Annotated in this window: 15 protein-coding genes; 5 read left to right on the plus strand and 10 right to left on the minus strand. The window is 52.1% G+C overall.

Translation table 11 applies throughout. The features are described from left to right. Positions 1–62: 62 nt before the first annotated feature. From speB to AC07V8_RS23730, 7 genes are all read right to left on the minus strand, one after another. Complete coding sequence (speB, locus tag AC07V8_RS23700; RefSeq protein ID WP_494680619.1) at positions 63–998, minus strand: agmatinase; 936 nt, start codon at positions 996–998, stop codon at positions 63–65. 141 nt (positions 999–1,139) lie between these two features. Continuing rightward, entirely contained in the window at positions 1,140–2,255 is a 1,116-nt protein-coding gene (gene ald / locus AC07V8_RS23705; RefSeq protein ID WP_494680618.1) for an alanine dehydrogenase, read from the minus strand. 177 nt (positions 2,256–2,432) lie between these two features. Next, positions 2,433–3,275, minus strand: a complete 843-nt coding sequence (locus AC07V8_RS23710) for an ABC transporter permease (protein WP_494680617.1) — start codon at positions 3,273–3,275, stop codon at positions 2,433–2,435. Next, positions 3,272–4,267, minus strand: a complete 996-nt coding sequence (locus AC07V8_RS23715) for an ABC transporter permease subunit (protein WP_494680616.1) — start codon at positions 4,265–4,267, stop codon at positions 3,272–3,274. The genes AC07V8_RS23710 and AC07V8_RS23715 overlap by 4 nt, the downstream gene beginning before the upstream one ends. Positions 4,268–4,277: 10 nt before the next feature. Then, positions 4,278–5,435 (minus strand): ABC transporter ATP-binding protein, encoded by a 1,158-nt coding sequence (locus tag AC07V8_RS23720; RefSeq protein ID WP_494680615.1) that lies wholly within the window; start codon positions 5,433–5,435, stop codon positions 4,278–4,280. Between the two features lie 103 nt (positions 5,436–5,538). Continuing rightward, positions 5,539–6,690 (minus strand): extracellular solute-binding protein, encoded by a 1,152-nt coding sequence (locus AC07V8_RS23725; protein WP_494680614.1) that lies wholly within the window; start codon positions 6,688–6,690, stop codon positions 5,539–5,541. A 46-nt stretch (positions 6,691–6,736) separates the two neighbouring features. Continuing rightward, entirely contained in the window at positions 6,737–8,131 is a 1,395-nt protein-coding gene (locus AC07V8_RS23730) for an aspartate aminotransferase family protein (protein ID WP_494680652.1), read from the minus strand. Between the two features lie 452 nt (positions 8,132–8,583). On the opposite strand from AC07V8_RS23730, the gene AC07V8_RS23735 reads away from it, so the two are divergent. From AC07V8_RS23735 to AC07V8_RS23750, 4 genes are all read left to right on the plus strand, one after another. Further along, the gene (locus AC07V8_RS23735; protein ID WP_494680651.1) at positions 8,584–9,861 is read left to right on the plus strand and encodes a 4-aminobutyrate--2-oxoglutarate transaminase; all 1,278 of its coding nucleotides are present in this window, start codon (positions 8,584–8,586) and stop codon (positions 9,859–9,861) included. Positions 9,862–9,875: 14 nt separating this feature from the next. Continuing rightward, complete coding sequence (locus tag AC07V8_RS23740) at positions 9,876–11,330, plus strand: NAD-dependent succinate-semialdehyde dehydrogenase (RefSeq protein ID WP_494680613.1); 1,455 nt, start codon at positions 9,876–9,878, stop codon at positions 11,328–11,330. Between the two features lie 382 nt (positions 11,331–11,712). Then, positions 11,713–12,777, plus strand: coding sequence for a substrate-binding domain-containing protein (locus AC07V8_RS23745; RefSeq protein ID WP_494680612.1), 1,065 nt, complete (start codon positions 11,713–11,715; stop codon positions 12,775–12,777). Next, positions 12,758–13,084, plus strand: a complete 327-nt coding sequence (locus tag AC07V8_RS23750; protein ID WP_494680611.1) for an integrase core domain-containing protein — start codon at positions 12,758–12,760, stop codon at positions 13,082–13,084. The genes AC07V8_RS23745 and AC07V8_RS23750 overlap by 20 nt, the downstream gene beginning before the upstream one ends. A 68-nt stretch (positions 13,085–13,152) precedes the next feature. On the opposite strand, the gene AC07V8_RS23755 is transcribed toward AC07V8_RS23750, so the two are convergent. The 3 genes from AC07V8_RS23755 to AC07V8_RS23765 all read right to left on the minus strand — a co-directional run bounded on the left by AC07V8_RS23755 (position 13,153) and on the right by AC07V8_RS23765 (position 16,982). Further along, positions 13,153–14,652 (minus strand): agmatine deiminase family protein, encoded by a 1,500-nt coding sequence (locus AC07V8_RS23755; protein WP_494680610.1) that lies wholly within the window; start codon positions 14,650–14,652, stop codon positions 13,153–13,155. A 230-nt stretch (positions 14,653–14,882) separates the two neighbouring features. After that, a complete protein-coding gene (locus tag AC07V8_RS23760) occupies positions 14,883–16,163 on the minus strand; it encodes a VirK/YbjX family protein (protein ID WP_494680609.1) in 1,281 nt (426 codons plus the stop codon). Between the two features lie 36 nt (positions 16,164–16,199). Beyond that, entirely contained in the window at positions 16,200–16,982 is a 783-nt protein-coding gene (locus AC07V8_RS23765) for a MipA/OmpV family protein (RefSeq protein ID WP_494721502.1), read from the minus strand. A 721-nt stretch (positions 16,983–17,703) separates the two neighbouring features. Here AC07V8_RS23765 and AC07V8_RS23770 point away from each other — a divergent pair. Continuing rightward, on the plus strand, positions 17,704–18,034 hold a 331-nt coding region (locus tag AC07V8_RS23770; RefSeq protein ID WP_494680607.1), incomplete at its 3' end, for an IS110 family transposase.

Genomic DNA, 18,034 nt, shown 5'->3' on the forward strand with positions numbered 1-18,034 from the left:
AAATTTCCAATTGTTTCACCGCGATGTCAGGTAAATTTGCGCGCGGCCAGTTTCTGATTGCGCTAAACGCATAACAGATCGACGCCAATATGCGCTGCGGCCAATGCCGTGATTTCGCTCTGATCGAACGGAGGCGATACTTCAACCACATCCATGCCGATGAGATTGACCGGCTCCATTCCGCGTATGATCGAAAGCGCCTGAGCCGTACTGAGCCCGCCGGGAACCGGCGTGCCCGTCCCAGGAGCGAACGCCGGATCAAGGCAATCAACGTCGAAGGTCAGATATGTCGGGCGGTTGCCCACGATAGCCAAAATCCTTTGCAGCGTCGCTTGCACACCGTTAGCATGCACCCACGATGCATCGATGACGTTAAAAGCCATGAAATCGTCATTCCATGTGCGCATTCCTATCTGGACGGACATGGCCGGGTCGATCAGTCCCTCCTTCACAGCCTTGTAGAACATGGTGCCATGATTTAGGGAATCGGGGTTATCGTCAGGCCAGGTGTCGCAGTGCGCATCGAAGTGGATGAGCGAGAGCGGTTTGCCATATTTTTCCGCATGGGCTTTCAAGAGCGGGTAGGTAACGAAATGATCGCCGCCAAAAGTCAGCATTTTCGCGCCGCTCGCAAGAATGGTGCGTGCATGCTCGACGATGGCTGCGGGAATCGACAGTGGATTGTGCGAGTCGATCCAACAATCGCCATAATCGACTACGGCTAGATCTTGAAACGGGTCGAAGCCCCATGGATATGGAAGCAGATTGGACATTTGCACGCTCGCGGCCCGTATTGCTGCCGGCCCGAGCCTTGCACCAGGACGAAAGGTCGTTGCCAGGTCGAGCGGAATGCCGGACACGGCCACATCGACCCCGGTCAAGTCCCGGCTATAATTGCGCCGCATGAAGCTGAGAACGCCCGCAAAGGTGTTTTCAAACGAAACGCCATATAGTGATGTGCAACGAATCGCTCCATCACCGTAAATCGTCGAACTCATAAAATTTCCCTCCGACTGCGTTCAGACCATAGCCCGGATATTTGATCATCCCACGTTAGGGTGAAATATCCGGATTAGGTTAATTCGTACGTTCAATCAGATAATTGGCCGATCCTTTGCCCAATCATTGCCCTTGGCTAATCATTGAAGGACAGTTTCCGTCGATACGTATTCATAGCCAAGCTCACATGCAACCGCTGCATACGTCACCTTGCCGTGGCATACATTCAACCCGTTCTTCAGGTGCACATTGTCGCGGCAAGCCTGTTTCCATCCTTTACCGGCCAAATCGATCGCGTGTCCTATGGTCGCGTTATTAAGCGCGAAGGTTGAAGTGCGTGCGACCGCACCGGGCATATTGGCGACGCAGTAATGCACGACACCATCGACGATAAAAGTGGGGTCGGCGTGAGTCGTTGCGTGCGATGTTTCAAAACAACCGCCCTGATCAATTGCGACATCCACCACCACCGCGCCGGCCTGCATGCGCGCAATCATGTTGCGCGTCACCAACTTGGGAGCCGCCGCGCCGGGAACCAGCACACCGCCGATCACCAGATCCGCTTGCAGGACCGACTCCTCTATCGTTTGAGTATTGGAATACAGAGTCGCAATGCGATTGCCAAAAATCAGGTCAAGTTGCCGCAGACGATCTACACTCTTGTCCAGCACCGTTATGCGCGCGCCGAGTCCCACGGCCATTTGCAAGGCATTCGTGCCAACCACGCCTGCACCGATAATCACCACATGGCCGGGTGCCACGCCGGGCACGCCGCCTAGCAGCATACCCATGCCGCCTTTGGATTTTTCCAAATGCGTCGCGCCTGCCTGTATCGCCATGCGGCCAGCCACCTCGCTCATCGGCGCCAGCAAAGGTAGGCCGCCGCCCGCGCCCGTAATTGTCTCGTAGGCGAAACAAATGGCCCCTGAGCGAATCAGCGCCGCGGTTTGCTCGGGATCGGGCGCCAAATGCAGATACGTATAGAGTATCTGACCGTCGCGCAACATTGCACATTCTTCGGGCTGCGGTTCCTTGACTTTGACGATCATGTCCGCAAGCGCGAAGACTTCCCGGGCCGAGTCCAGCATCGTAGCACCAGCCGCGACATAGTCGTCGTCCGACAAGCCGATCGAGGCGCCCGCATTCTTTTGCACAATGACCTGGTGACCGCGCGATGTCAACTCGCGCACGCTGGCAGGCGTCAACCCGACACGGTATTCATGATTCTTGATCTCTTTAGGCACACCGACCAGCATGACATTCTCCTGAAAGTTTGTGAGCTACATACAATAGACGTGATGAGTAACGATGGATTGCCAGCACGGTCTATCACTTACAACAAGGTTCTATTGCAATTGAAAGTCGAACCATTTCCCTTATTCGAATGAAGTGTCGCCGCGTGCATCGTTTTTTCCGATCCCTTCAAACGACTCTCAACCCGTCGCTCCGACTTGAAACGCCATGGAAATTTGCTTTTGGCGCAAGCGTTCATTACGCGCGAGATAGATGCTCGACAGAATCACCCCGACACTGACAAACAAAATCGTCAACGTCGCGATGGCATTGACGCGCGGATCAAGTCCCAGGCGCGCACGTGAAAATATGATGATCGGCATTGTCGAATAACCGGGGCCGGTCAAGAATTCGGACAATACGACGTCATCTAGCGACAACGTAAACGTCAGTAACCAGGCCGCCGTGAGCGCGTGAGTGATGTTGGGCAGTGTCACTAAGAAGAACACCTGATGCGGACGGCAGCCCAGATCCATGGCGGCTTCTTCGTAGGATTTGCTCATCTCTTGCAAGCGGGACTGTATGACGACGGTTGCATAGGCGATGCCGAGCAAGGTATGGCCGATCCACATCGTCAATAACCCGGGGTGCGGATATCCGAACACCCTTTGCACCGACACCAGCATTAACAGCAAAGAAAGGCCTATGACCACTTCAGGCATCACCAGCGGCGCGCTGACCATGCCGCTAAACAGCGTGCGACCGGTGAAACGGCAATACCGGGTCAACACGAACGCGGCAAAAGTGCCGAGCACCACCGAAGAACAGGCTGTCATCAGCGCAATTCGCAGCGACAATCCGAAACCGCTGATTATTTCGACGTCATTTGCAAGTTCCTGATACCAATGCAGGGTGAATCCGTGCCATATCATGCTTCGGCGCGAATCGTTGAATGAAAATACGATCAAGACTACGATGGGAAGGTACAAAAAGGCGTAACTCGCTGACAGCCATGCCCGGCCGAATATCCGAAATCGATTCATACTCTATCCTCCCGTTGCACTGACTTATATTTATTGAAAAATGCCATAGGTACCAGGATTAGCAAAATCACGAAGACCGTAACGGCGGAAGCTAGTGACCAGTCGTTATTGGTGAAAAATTCATCCCACAGCGCATGGCCGATCATGAGCGTTTCCGGCCCCCCTAACAGTTCCGGAATCACGTATTCGCCGATGCAAGGAATGAATACCAGCATCGATCCGGCGATTATGCCGGACCTCGATAACGGAATCGTCACGCGAAAAAAGGTGTACCACGGCGTCGCACCAAGATCTGCGGCGGCCTCCAGATAACGGATATCCAATTTGACCAAATTCGCATACAGCGGAAGAACCATAAAAGGCAGGTACGCGTACGTCATTCCTATCATCAGTGAGACGACGGTGTTCATCATGTGCAGGGGTGCGTCGATGATACCGACTGACAGAAGGAAGTGATTAAGTAAACCATCGTTTGCCAATATTCCTTTCCACGCATAGATGCGCAGAAGGAAGGAAGTCCAGAATGGCAGCATCACGAGCATCAACAGAATCGGCCGAATTGTCTCTTTGGCGCGCGCCATCAAATAGGCAAAGGGGTACCCTATCACCAGACATGTCATGGTCGTAACCGCTGCGTACTTAAGAGATCGCAGATAGGTCAAGACGTACAGTTTGTCTTGAAGGATGAAAAGATAATTGCTTACCTTTAGCTTGATGTGGACTATGCCGTCAACATAGCTCATCAAACTGCCGAAGGGGTCCCCGACATCGGTATCAAGTAAACTGATCTTGAACACGATCAGAAAGGGTAGTAGAAAGGTAATCGTGAGCCATACAAACGGCATGCCGATCACGAATCGACGGCCGCTCCCCGTGGGAAGCCGCAACCGGGACGCGAGACGGGCGCCGCTATGTGCAATGTGCGTTGCGGGCGAAGAAGCGACGAGCTGCATCGTTCGCCACAACAGTATCCGCATCAAATATTGTTTCATAACATAGTCCTTATCGAGTCAATACGACCATTGCGTCGCTATTCCAGCTGGCAAAGACCATATCTCCCCATTGCGGCCGGTGCGCGTCGTTACGCACTGTGTTGGCGGCGCTGGCCTTCAGAATCATTCCGCTCGACAGCAGCAAGTGATACACGGTGTAACTTCCCATGTAAGAAAGTTCGAGAATTTTCCCTTGCGCGTAATTATCAGGACCGGCAGGCACCGTAAAACCTACTGAAATTTTTTCCGGGCGAATGCCGACCGACACTGCCATTCCAATCGTTCCTGTGATGCCGTGTCCAACATAGTGACGGCAATCTTGACATTCAATGACAACGTGATCCGGCTCGTCTTCGATCAATGATCCGTCGAACATATTGATGTTGCCGATGAAGTCCGCGACAAATCGGCAGTCCGGTGTCTCATAGATTTCGGTAGGTTTTCCGATTTGCTGGATATGGCCTTCGCTCATGACTGCGATGCGCGACGCCATACTCATCGCCTCTTCCTGATCATGAGTAACCATGACGCAAGTGACACCGACCTGCATGAGAATGTTGACCAATTCGATTTGCGTGCGTTCTCGCAGCTTCTTGTCGAGCGCGCCCAATGGCTCATCCAGCAATAGTAATTGCGGTCGTTTGGCCAGACTGCGCGCCAAGGCGACCCGCTGTTGCTGACCGCCGGATAACTGATGCGGCCGGCGTTTTGCATAGTCTTTTAGCTGAACGAGATCGAGCATATCGTTAACCCGTTCCGCCACTTGCTTTTTCGGTATGCCGTCCCTTCGTAGGCCGAAAGCGATATTGTCCCATACCGACAAATGCGGGAACAATGCATACGATTGGAACATCATATTGATCGGACGCCGGTACGGAGGGAGGTCGATGATATTTTCACCGGCAAGAAAAATTTGTCCGGATGTAGGCGTTTCAAAACCGGCAAGCATACGCAACAATGTTGACTTGCCGCAGCCGGAACTTCCTAACAGCGCAAAAATTTCGCCTTTGTTGACGGTGATGGACACATTATCAACCGCGTTCACCCCGCCAAATTCTTTGACGAGATTATTTATTATAAGGAACGGTTGTCCCACATTGATATTGTTTTTCGAAGCTGTAGGAAGATCTACGTCAGTTGGCAATGCTAATTGAGGAACAAACGTCATGGCAAGCTCGATCCGGGAAAAGGTAAGGAGATCTGGAACTGGGACGAAGGAACGGACGATTAATCGAGCACTTGCCACGCAGCGGGTGGCAAAGCGCGTATCATCAGTTTCCGGATTTAAATTGCACGAACACTCGGGTTTCTGTTCGGCGTAGATCAGTACTCAAGACTTTCGGCGCGACCATGTTCTTCATGTCTTCCTCAGTCAAGAATATCGTTTTGTCCTGATTCAATTCCTTGAGGACAAACTTACGACCGGCGGCATTTGGGTTTGCATAGCGCACCTTGTTGGTCAAATTCGCTTGCACTTCCGGGCGCATGATGTAGTTCATCCATAGGTGCGCATTTTCAGGATGAGGGGCATCCGTGGGGATCGCCATGGTATCGAAGAACAGTACACCACCGGCTTTTGGTATCAAGGCGACAATGTTGTTGCCGTTCTTTGCTTCGAGCGCATCCCGGCGAGCTAGGTTCATATCACCCGACCATGCGATGGCCGCGCACAATGAACCGTTGGTCATGTCGGCCACGTAGCTCGTCGTGCTGAACAGGGTGATGTACGGACGGACCTTTGCCAACATGAGGCCGGCTTCTGCATAGTCGGCTTTATTCGTCGAGAAAGGATCTTTCCCGATATACGCCAGCGCTGCCGGCAAAATGTCGGATGGCGCATCGAGGAAGGAGACACCGCATGACTTTAGTTTCGACACGTATTTGACGTCGAACACGAGGTCCCATGGATTCACCGGCATCGGTAAATTTCCGAGCGCCGCCTTTACCTTAGCAGTATTGATGCCAACAGTGGTGTAACCCCAAAGCCAGGGAACCAGGTATTCATTACCAGGGTCAAGCTTCGCCAGTTGGGCCTCAATTGCGGGATCGAGATTTGATAAATTCGGCAATTTACTTTTGTTGATTTTTCGCAGCAGGCCAGCCTTGATTTGCATGCTTCCCCAGTGCGCAGCTGGTATCACGATATCGTACCCAGTCGATTTAAGGCTGAGCTTTGCATGCAGTATTTCGTTGCTGTCGTAGGTATCGAGATGAACCTTGATGCCAGTCTCTTTCTCGAAATTCTTAATTGTGTCGTCGGCGATAAAGTCTGACCAGTTAAAAAGATTGAGAATCTTTTCCTCCGCAGCGATCGCCGGCATCGTAACAACCGTTGCAGCGGCGAACGCCGCTGTAACGGTCATTTTGGCCAGGCTGCGCCGCATATAATTTCGCAGCTTCTGCGCCCGGTTCGTGTTATTCATTTTCGTCTCCTGCAGGTTCGAATCGAAGGCCAATTATTATTACGGCTCACAGCAATTTTCGCTGCTTCAGGTCCTCCACGGTTTTATCAAGCCCTAAAACAATCAATTTGATCATTTCATCGATTTCCGCGTGTGTCAACGTCAATGGCGGCGATATCACGAGACGATCTCCGGGAATTGCCCGCATAATGACGCCGCTGTCGATCATATGGGCGCGGCAGATCGGTCCTATGTGGAGCGATGCCTCAAACGGGACGTTGTCATGCACGGTAGCGCCCTTGTGCCGCACCAGATTCATCCCACCGAGGAAACCTATAGCCTCCGCATTTCCCACCAACGGATGCGCTGCGAGCGCCTCGAATTTTTTCTGCAGATACGGCCCGCTGTCCAGACGCACGCGATCGACCAACTTTTCTTCTTCGAGAATCCGAATATTTTCCAAGGCTGCGACGCAACCTATCGGATGGCCCGAGTAGGTAAACCCATGATTGAATTCGCCCCCCTTCTCGATGAGCGTACTAGTGATGCGATCACTGACCAATACACCGCCGAGCGGGACATAGCCGGAAGTAACCCCCTTTGCGAAAGTGATCAAGTCAGGCCGGATGCCGAAATATTCGGAACCGAACCAATGGCCGAGACGCCCGAACCCGCATATCACCTCGTCCGCAACCAGCAGGATTCCATATTTATCGCAGATGCGCTGGATTTCTGGCCAGTAGGTCGTAGGCGGAACGATGACGCCGCCGGCGCCCTGTACAGGCTCACCGATGAATGCGGCGACATTTTCTTGGCCGAGTTCGAGTATCTTTTTCTCCAGCCACGAAGCCGCTTCCAGCCCGAATTCCTCTGGCGTTTTGCCTCTGCCACCTTCCAAGTACGACGGTTGTCCGATATGGACGATACCTGGAATCGGCAACCCACCCTGCTTATGCATGCTGGGCCAACCGCCTAGCGATGCGCCGGCCATCGTGCTGCCGTGATAGGCATTTAGGCGGCTGATAATAACCTGACGTTCTGGATGTCCCTTCTTGTTCCAATAGTGACGAACCAGACGGACAACCGTGTCATTTCCTTCCGAACCGGATCCAGAAAAGAACACATGGTTGAACTGTTCAGGCGAAATCTCGACGAGCTTCGCGGCCAGCTCGACCGCCGGGACATGAGTGGTGTGGAAGAAGGTGTTGTAGAACGCCAATTGCATCATTTGCGCATGCACTGCATCAGCAATACTCTTGCGCCCATATCCGACATTGACGCACCACAGGCCAGCCATGCCATCCAGCATTCGATTGCCTTCCGAATCCCAGATATAAGCGCCCTCTCCCTTCACCATGACCCGTGAAATTTGCTTTTCTTTCAAACTATAGTCGGCAAACGGATGTAGATGACGGGCTGCATCAATCCCTTGCAAGCTGTGTGTATTCATTTTTTCATTCATATTCATTTGCTTTTCCTATCTACGTTCCATGTATGACGTTTACTGACTGCGGTTGTCGTTCAACCAATTAATTCTTTCTGATGTACTTAGGCACGAAGTCCAGAAAGGACAGAGCATTACCAGCCGTCTTTTCATAGCGCGCGCCATGTCGAACTTGCCTCATGCTGCTCGCGGATATCCCACGGATCAACTGCCACAATTTACTGGCCATTTGACTTACATGTTGCACATGGTAGGCATCGCAATTATATAAGTCAAGTGATTAATTCACTCGACCGACCTATAAAATGTGCTACGATGAAATCCATGATGGTGAATAAGCCCGAACTTGAGTGGCACCAAGTGTTTTTGCCTAACGCCCTCAAAGCGGCGAAAACCGTCTGCAGATCCCCGGAGTGCGAAACCGGACTAATTAAGAATTAAGAAAACAGCTTAGGAGCAGCAACATGAGTATGACGAATGAACAGTGGAAAACACGGAAAGATGCCGCGACCCCGCGCGGCGTGGGCGTCATGTGCGATTTTTATGCGGAGCGCGCTAATAACGCCGAACTTTGGGATATAGAAGGAAAACGCTACATCGATTTCGCGAGCGGAATAGCAGTGATGAACACGGGTCACCGCCATCCCAAAATCATGGCCGCAATTCGAGAACAGATGGCGCATTTCACACACACTGCCTATCAGATTGTTCCCTATGGTAGCTACGTCGAATTAGCGGAGCGTATTAACCGCCTTGCACCGGGTCGATACGCAAAAAAAACCGCGTTTTTCACCACTGGGGCGGAAGCCGTGGAAAACGCAATCAAGATCGCGCGGGCAGCGACAGGCCGCCCTGCAATCATCGCATTTTCGGGTGGTTTTCACGGCAGAACCATGATGGGCATGGCGTTGACCGGTAAGGTAGATCCGTACAAATTGGGTTTTGGCCCCTTTCCCGCGGAGATCTACCATGCTCCGTTTCCGAACCAATTACACGGCGTTTCGGTGGAGCACTCGATCGAGGCAATTCAACAGCTTTTCAAGGCTGACATCGATCCAAAGCGAGTAGCCGCGGTTATTGTCGAACCAATTCAAGGTGAAGGCGGTTTTAACGTCGCTCCATCCGATTTCATGAAGGCTGTGCGCGAATTGTGCGATCAACACGGAATCCTGATGATCGCCGATGAAATTCAAACTGGATTTGCTCGTACCGGAAAACTGTTCGCAATGGAACACTACGGTGTAGTGCCCGATCTTATGACGATGGCAAAGAGTCTTGCCGGTGGTATGCCATTATCCGCAGTGTGCGGACGCGCCGACGTCATGGATGCGCCGAGCCCGGGTGGCTTGGGCGGCACCTATGCCGGCAATCCGCTTGCGGTCGCAGCGGCTCTCGCGGTGCTCGACGTCATCGAAGAAGAACAACTAAACGACCGCGCCAACCAACTCGGCGAGCTGTTACGCAGTCACTTGGAGCAAGCACGGTCCGAGGTTCCGCATATTGCGGAAATTCGTGGAATAGGTGCCATGATCGCAGTGGAATTCAATCATCCCGAGACTGGCAAGCACGATGCCGCGTTTGCGAAAAAAGTGCAGGCACAGGCATTGAAAGAAGGACTGTTATTGCTGACGTGCGGAACATATGGCAACGTGATCCGCTTCCTTTTTCCGTTGACGATCGATTCCGCCACCATGTCCGACGCACTTGATATCCTCTGCCGCGCATTGCGGCAGTGCCCCTTACACTAAAGACTGAGATTGCAATGCTAAATCTAAAAGACCCTACTCTGCTAAAGCAGCAGGCTTACCTGAATGGCGCATGGTGCAGCGCCGACAATGACCAAACGATTGTAGTGACCAATCCCGCGACGGGTGCGGTCATTGGAAGCGTGCCGGACATGGGAGAGGCCGAAACCCGTCGTGCAATCGAAGCCGCCAATGCTGCTTGGAAGGAGTGGCGAGGCAGGCTTGCAAAGGAACGTGCAGCGATTTTACGCACATGGCATGACCTTATTCTCGCCAATTCTGGCGACCTCGCCACCATCATGACGGCAGAACAAGGAAAGCCGCTGGCAGAAGCAAAAGGTGAAATCGCCTATGCGGCCTCCTTCATTGAATGGTTCGCCGAAGAGGGAAAACGCGTCTACGGAGAAACTATTCCATCTCCGGCGCACGGGCGTCGAATCGTCGTGACCAAGGAGCCCATCGGCGTTTGCGCCGCGATCACTCCCTGGAATTTCCCATCTTCAATGATCACGCGTAAGGCGGCGCCCGCGCTCGCCGCAGGCTGCACCATGATTGTCAAACCGGCGGACTTGACGCCATTTTCGGCGCTCGCCCTGGCAGAACTAGGCCATCGAGCCGGGCTCCCGAAAGGTGTGTTCAATGTAATCACCGGACAACCAATAGCCATTGGCGGCGAATTGAGCAGCAATCCGACCATACGGAAGTTGAGTTTTACCGGGTCTACCGCCGTCGGACGCCATTTGATGGCGCAGTCTGCACATACGATCAAGAAATTGTCGCTGGAATTAGGTGGAAACGCGCCATTCATCGTCTTCGAGGACGCTGACCTTGATGCAGCCGTCGAAGGAGCAATGGCGTCAAAATACCGAAACAGCGGCCAAACTTGCGTTTGCGCCAACCGTTTTTACGTACACGACAGCGTGTACGACGCCTTCAGCGAAAAATTGGTCGCTGCAGTGCAGCGCCTTCGGGTCGGCAATGGCTTCACGGAAGGCGTCACTCAAGGTCCGTTGATCAACCAAAAGGCTGTGGAAAAAGTTGAGGCTCACATTGAGGACGCCATTTCAAACGGTGGGCGCGTTCTCATCGGTGGCAAACGACACAGCCTCGGACGAACGTTCTTTGAACCCACAGTTATTGCAGACGCGACGCAGAAAATGCTGATCGCACGTGAAGAAACCTTCGGTCCCGTGGCACCATTGATTCGCTTTAAAAGCGAGGATCAGGCGATCGCCATGGCGAACGATACTGAATTCGGCCTCGCGTCCTACTTCTACGGGCGCGACATCGGGCAAATCTGGCGCGTCGCCGAGCAACTTGAATGCGGCATGGTCGGCGTAAACACCGGGATTTTTTCGAATGAAGTTGCGCCTTTTGGCGGCGTCAAACAATCGGGCTTGGGACGGGAGGGCTCCAAATACGGAATGGATGACTATATCGTCATCAAATATTTGTGTTTGGGAGGAATGTGATTATCCAACCGCGTCAAGGGTAAATTTCACACAATGTCATTGTCCCGGAGGCCACAAGCCACGGACAAGAACATGCTTGACCGGTACGGATTTATTTCTTTTTGTATTAAATAATGAATCCTTCATTTGGCCAAATATGTGCCAGGCGAAGGAAACACAAAATCGACACGTGGTAACCCGATGGAACAGCGTCACGTACCACCGGTGCCACGGATCGATGCCGTAAGCTCTCGATCAGATCAACGCGCGCTTCTGAAATCAGGAGTATCGCGCTCATTTTTGTTTCACAAGAAAACGCGACGCATGCATTTTCTGACCTGCCTTCTTGTAGCCCGCTCCGGCTGATTTTAGACGATCCTTGAATTGACAAATTGGAGGGAATATGAAAAATATAGGCGTTAAGATATTTCTCACGACAGCATTTTGTTTGTCTGCAAATTCAGCGTTTTGCGATAGCCTCATTACCATCAATGTCACGGGCACTCCCTACATGCAGTATGTGTACAAAATGTTGGGGAACGACTTCAATTCCGTCGAGAAGAAATTTCTATTAAAGTATGTCGAGGAGAATACCGACGATTTTGCCAAAAAAATCTCATCGGGTGTCATGGATTTTTCCGTTTCGGATATTGCTCTGTCGCGCACGGAACTTGATGACCGCAAACTCATTCAATTTCCATCGATGGTAACGGCCATCGTCCCCGTCGTGAATCTCCCCGGCATCGAATCCGACAAATTGATCCTCGACGGCCCGGTACTCGCAAGTATCATGTCAGGCGAAATCACCTTATGGAACCATGAATCCATTCGCGCGCTAAATCCGAATCTATCCCTACCGCCAATGCGAATCAAACCTTTTGCGCGATCCAACGCATCAGGAGCCACGCTCGCCGTAACCACCTATCTCGCCAAAAATTCCACCAAATTCTCAAAAAGAATTGGAATTGGCGAATCGGTAACGTGGCCCAGCGAGGTCCAACTTTTACATAGCGGTGAAGCAATCGAAAGGGCAATGAGTGACATCCCTGGCGCAATCACTTATGTCGAAATGGATGTTGGCAACATGAAACAGATGAAATTTGTAAAACTCAGGCATCACACAGGATCGATAGTCAAAGCAGACGTCGGATTTCTCCGCTCCGGCGTCGTCAGCGCGCAGGCGACCGAAGTCAAGGGCGGTGTCAACTCCCTGACCGCAGTGGATTTCGGCGTCAACTGGCCAATCCTTCTTCCTATTTATATTGCCTTACCGAAGAGAGCCCTGAACGACGAAAAAATGACGCTTGCGTTGCGTTTCATATTCTGGACGTTCAACAAGGGGGACGACACGATAGAACAGTCGGGGCTGGTTCCATTGCCAGTTCAATTGCAGGCACTGGCGGTGAAAGTTTTTCGCAGCGTTCAATCCGCCAACGGCGGTGTATTGAATGTCAATTTTGACTTATAGTCGAAATATACGTTGCTCTCTTCGATCTGAGCTTCTACAGCAATGCGTGATATCGTGCAACGCAGGCTGGCCTAATTGGTTCGATGATCGCTGTCGCCAATCCGTACGACAAGCGCAAGTGGAAAGCTTGATGAAGACGCTCAAGGTCGAAGAAGTCTATTTGGCCGGCTATGCAACATTTGCCTATGTCAAAGCACGCCTGTCACGCTCTATTGAAGAAATTTATAATGCCCGGCGTATGCACTCGGCGCTTGGCTACATGTCGCCAAACCAATTCGAGGCAGAACACGTACAACGGACGGCTTGAATTTTTTACCCCCCCGGTCCAATCGCAGGCCCCCCCCCCCGCATCATAGATCCAGCTCATTTGAGTCACTAAGCGATCTGCTGTTGTGTAGCACAGTGAATCGTGCCCCCAGCATTGCCTATCCCATCGGTAGTGATCTGAATTACGATACGGTCAGGATAATTTTGTTGAATCAAATTAAACGCCGACTTATCCGAGTCAGGGTCACCAAACTGCCCCATCAGCACGCAGTTATTTGTTTCGTAACAACCTACATAGCCAGCAGCAAATGTTGCTTCGAAATTTGACCGGCTGGTCATGGACACCTCTGGATTTCGCGCCTGAACAGCCGCTTGGACCATTGTCGAATTAGGTGTGGGCAAGGAAACCAATTTCAAAAACGCTGCTTCTCCACCCAGGTATTTAAGCTTGTCTGCGACTGACCAATTAGTGACTTGAGTCTGAAAGGCCGACAAAGCGGCAAGATTCGCTTGATCTGTCGTAGGTGTTACGCCGTCGGCATTTACTCCACCGTCCCATGTGTACAATATGGTGCTTTGGTCTGAAAAGCGAGCATAGAAATCCACGTGCCCATCAGTTATTTCTGTAGCTTTTATCCCCGGAATCCAGATGACTTTTTCCACGCCAAAGAGACGATTGAATTCAGCTTCAAAGTCTGCTTTGCTTTTGCCCGGATTGCGATTGTTATTGATAATGCTACTCTCAGACGCCACAGCCAAGCCACGCCCGTTCACTTCAATGCTCCCGCCCTCCATGGTGACCCACGTGCTCAGCTCGGTCACACCAAGCCGTACGTCAATAAAAGACGCCACCGTCTTGTCAGCGCTGACATCCTGATCTTGAACGCCATTGGCTGCTTTGGCGGCGTCTTTTTCCCAGCCTATCAAACCGGTGCTAATTGGCTCTTGCCCCCAACCGTTAAAATTGAAATTAACTCCATAGACCGCACCACTTGCATCTTTCACAAACACTGGCGCAGTATCGCGAGTCCATAGATCATTAATTGGCTGCACGATGAGGTTGATGTTGCCTCGACTCATGGGCGGCAAAGTTTTACCAGAAGGTTCGTATACATGAATATTGCCATTCGAACCAAACGTCGTATTCGCGAGGTCGGTTATTTTGACGATCTGGTTTTTAGGACTGACAGGATTTTGCGTAAAGATGGCGTCCAACTTTGTGTTTGCGTCAGCTTGATCAGTGTCAGACGCAACCAGCATGTTTACCGTGCCAAATCGCGACAAATTAGCGGCAATTCGCATCAAATCTTCGCGCGCAATGTCGCGGCTATTGGAGACATCGTTGTTTGCAACACCCCATGCGGAAGCAGTCGCCCCATAGGCCATCCAGGTTGCGACATGGTCTCCTCCTTCTTGTGGAGCGAGATAGACAACTGTGTTACTGGACATGAGCATCTTGGACGCGATACGTTGTGCAGCGGAAGTCGATGCTCCCGAATTTGTACTAGCATCTGAGCCGCCTCCACAACCCATGATAGGCAGGGCAGATACTGCTGCAAAAGCTCCTGCAGCCTTGATAAATTTGCGACGTCCTTTAATTTCATTCATTTGCACGTTAACCTGGTTCGCTTAATTAAGTATCCGTCAATAACTAGTATGTTCTGTCGGCGCTTGACATCCATTTTGCCATGGCAAGCATTAGATTCCAAATCTGGTTACTGCCCAGTCTAATGTAAGCGAAAGCGAGTGTACACACCCGATGGCTTAACCGGCTCCCCCAATGTCGCACAGGTAGCCGGTTTCACCTGGGTTGTCAGCCCAGTCCTTTTAGTTGATCGCTATAATCGAATTGTGGCAAGTACCATTTGTTCATAGGTAGTTTGGTCAATTTTGGATTCACCACCAGGTATGCTGGAAAAGCCCGTCAGCGCGGCTTGGACTACGCGCTCAGTCAGTTCAATGCGCTTGCGCGCTTCCGAGCGCTTATGCGAGGGGATTGCTTGCAAGTTGGGGGCGGCAATGGCGTCGCACGAGAGTTGGTATTCACCGTCAAGACGACGGATAGCCCCAATTTCTTGCCAAAAATCATCATAGTCGGCGAATACCTGGCCGGTGCGGATTTGATGGAACATGACCCGATTTTGATTTCCCACCAGGATCAGTTTCTTACAGCCATAAGCGCGGCCGATTTCTCGCACCAGGCGCAGCATCAGGCTCTTTGGCCGCAGGCCGAACATGTCGCGGGTAGCACTGCGGACCCGTTCCTGGGAATCGCTGCCGCGTGGGCCTTGCAGGCAACCTACGCCGACACAAAGGGCCTGCTCATTGCCATGGAAGGTGAAGGCAACCGAAAACAGTGGTTTTTGATCGCTGCACAGGTCGAGCGTCAACTCACCCTCCCGGTCCAGCCTGTCAATCGCCGACAGCCGGAGCTCATAGACAGTCCCAGATTTGCCGCTGAAGCTACCTAGCAGTACCGGTGCTTGCGTTGCGCACAGGACCAGGGGGCCGAGACCTTGCCGGAAAATGAAGTCATAGTGACTGACCAGGATGTTCAGTCGGTCCTGGCGTCGCAGGCGCAGTGACTGGTACGGACGGTAGATTTTCTGCAGCAGTCTAGGCGTGGCTTGCGCCAGCTTGGCATGCATGGGCGTTGCGTTCCAATAGGCCAGCCATTGCCGGGTCTGATGATAATGAACGACTGTTCGGACGCTGAGCTTGAGTTGCTTGGCGAAATGCGACAGGCCGGGACGCGAATGCAATAGACAGGTGTGCAGAGTAATGCGCTGCCCACCATAGCCATGGTCGCTTCTTGCCATACCTGCTTGCACATGCAAAAGTTGCGTCACTTCCGATAATAGGGTTAAGTTTTGCAGGCGACGCTTCACGAATCCGCTAATCCGGAGGACAATTTGTAAGGCGCCATGCAAGACATCGCTGACACCAGGTACTCTCAGGCCTTGTCTGGCACCTCTCGCTAGCACCAGTGGCACAAACGCCGAGCCTGTCCTTTTTTTTTCAACTACCGCTGCGGTTGTACTGCTTGGAAATCCTGTTGCACGGGCAATTAAGTTCAAATCTTCGCAGTCTATATACTTGCATCCGCGAGTTAATTTCATCGTGTATGGCTCCTGTTTTATCATCCCTGCGATCTGCTAATAGCTGTAGGTGACATATGCTGAGGCATTTGGTGATATCTTGCGCCTGGTTATCGGACTATTGGCCGCATCACCCAGCAATTGCGTTGCGCCAAGAGTGGCCTGGAGCGCCCAATGCGAATCGAACTGGTGCTCCCAGCTCAAATTGGTATTGAATTCATACAGACCGGCTTTGGGCTTGAAAGCCGTGTAACCTGAGTTTGCGGCTTGTTGAGCGGTGACGCCGTAATAAGTCTGCACGTATTTGCTATCGCCGACGCTAGTGGTCACGCCCAGCGATAGTCTGTCATTGGCGCGTGTGTAGAATGGGCTGGAAATGCCAAAATGGAAGGCGTTGCCGTTGCCTCTCTGCGAAACAGCGATCTCACCAGTGACGCTCAAGCTCAACCACTTTGTCAGCATGTAGCCGATGCCAAGCAGGGCGACAGTGGATCCTTTAATATCGCCCATGCCGCGCAAGCGCGTGCTACCACTACTGAAAACTTCATCTTTTTCGCTGCGCCCATCCCGATAACCCAGCGCCGCACTATAGTCGAAGTTACCAATCGCGTTGCCAAAACCGAGCCCGTATGTAGTACTGGCGAAGAAACCGCTGCGGGTCTCAAAATCAATTCCGACTATCGGCGCCAGCACATTTTGATCCGAGCCGGAATATCTTGGACTGAATGCCGCACCTGTGCCGATAGTAAGTGTGTTTGCAGTGATGTCGGCCTCATAATTAACCTTGGCGTCATCCGCGCGCGCATTGACGGACGTTGAAAAACCTCCACTAAATAACACCAGCAACACTCCTACGGATAAGAACGATTTCGTATTGACGCTAGGCCTACCGGTAAGTTCTGTTCTGATAAAACAACTGTTCATTATCGACTCTGTTGGGATTGCGACTTCAATGTGCTTGACCACACCGAATTGATTAGCGGATAGTATCCACGAGCGACATGAAGAAAGCATGAGCCATTCATTAAGGTTTGCTGAAGACGGTAATGCTCATAGAATTCTGTTCGCATTCGCCTGGTTCCCGATGTTGAGCCGGTCATGACGGATCTGAAGAGCGGAAACGGTCAACAACTCTTCGCAACGGCAAGCCGTCGAGCTGTGCGTAGGAACAACTTTCGAATGCGCCCACTATCGTCATCCAGTCCAATTACCATCGGGGTCCTCCCGGCGTGCTGGCCACTGTATTTCTTGTCACGCAGCTTTTTAAGCTCTGCTCACTAAACACCGTCATTGGAATGAATTTCGGGAAAAGCACTTCGCGCTCGCCACCGCCCCGTTACTATGTTCATACCCCAGAATGTGGGGTGTTGGCCAGCTAGGTCCGGCATGATTGCTGCCCCTCCAGTCGCCCATGATCCGGGGGGGGGGTTGTCACCGGACCTGGTAGGTGGCTGGTGATCGCTAATAGGGGCTAGGTCCGGTCATACCGAGGCCGTCCGTAACGTGGATGCTGAAACCAACCGCCGTCGCACAGCCAACGTACTGACAATATGGAAGCCAAATGACAGAAATCGAACACTATGAGTTGGTTGACGTGTTTATCGGCGTCGACGTTGGTAAAGGCAAACATCATGCTGTTGCGCTTAATCGATCAGGGAAGCGGCTATTCGATAAGGCTCTGCCCAATGACGAAGGCCGGCTTCGTGCGCTCATTGCCGGATTGAAAGAACATGAGCAGCTGTTGCTGGTTGTTGACCAGCCGGCGACGATAGGCGCCCTGTCAGTCACGGTCGCCCGGGCCGAAGGCATTCTGGTGGCCTATCTTCCCGGGCTTGCCATGCGCAGGATTGCCGATCTGCACGCTGGTGAAGCCAAGACGGACGCACGAGATG

It is taken from the genome of Collimonas sp. GW821-FHT02H07, from assembly GCF_059421505.1.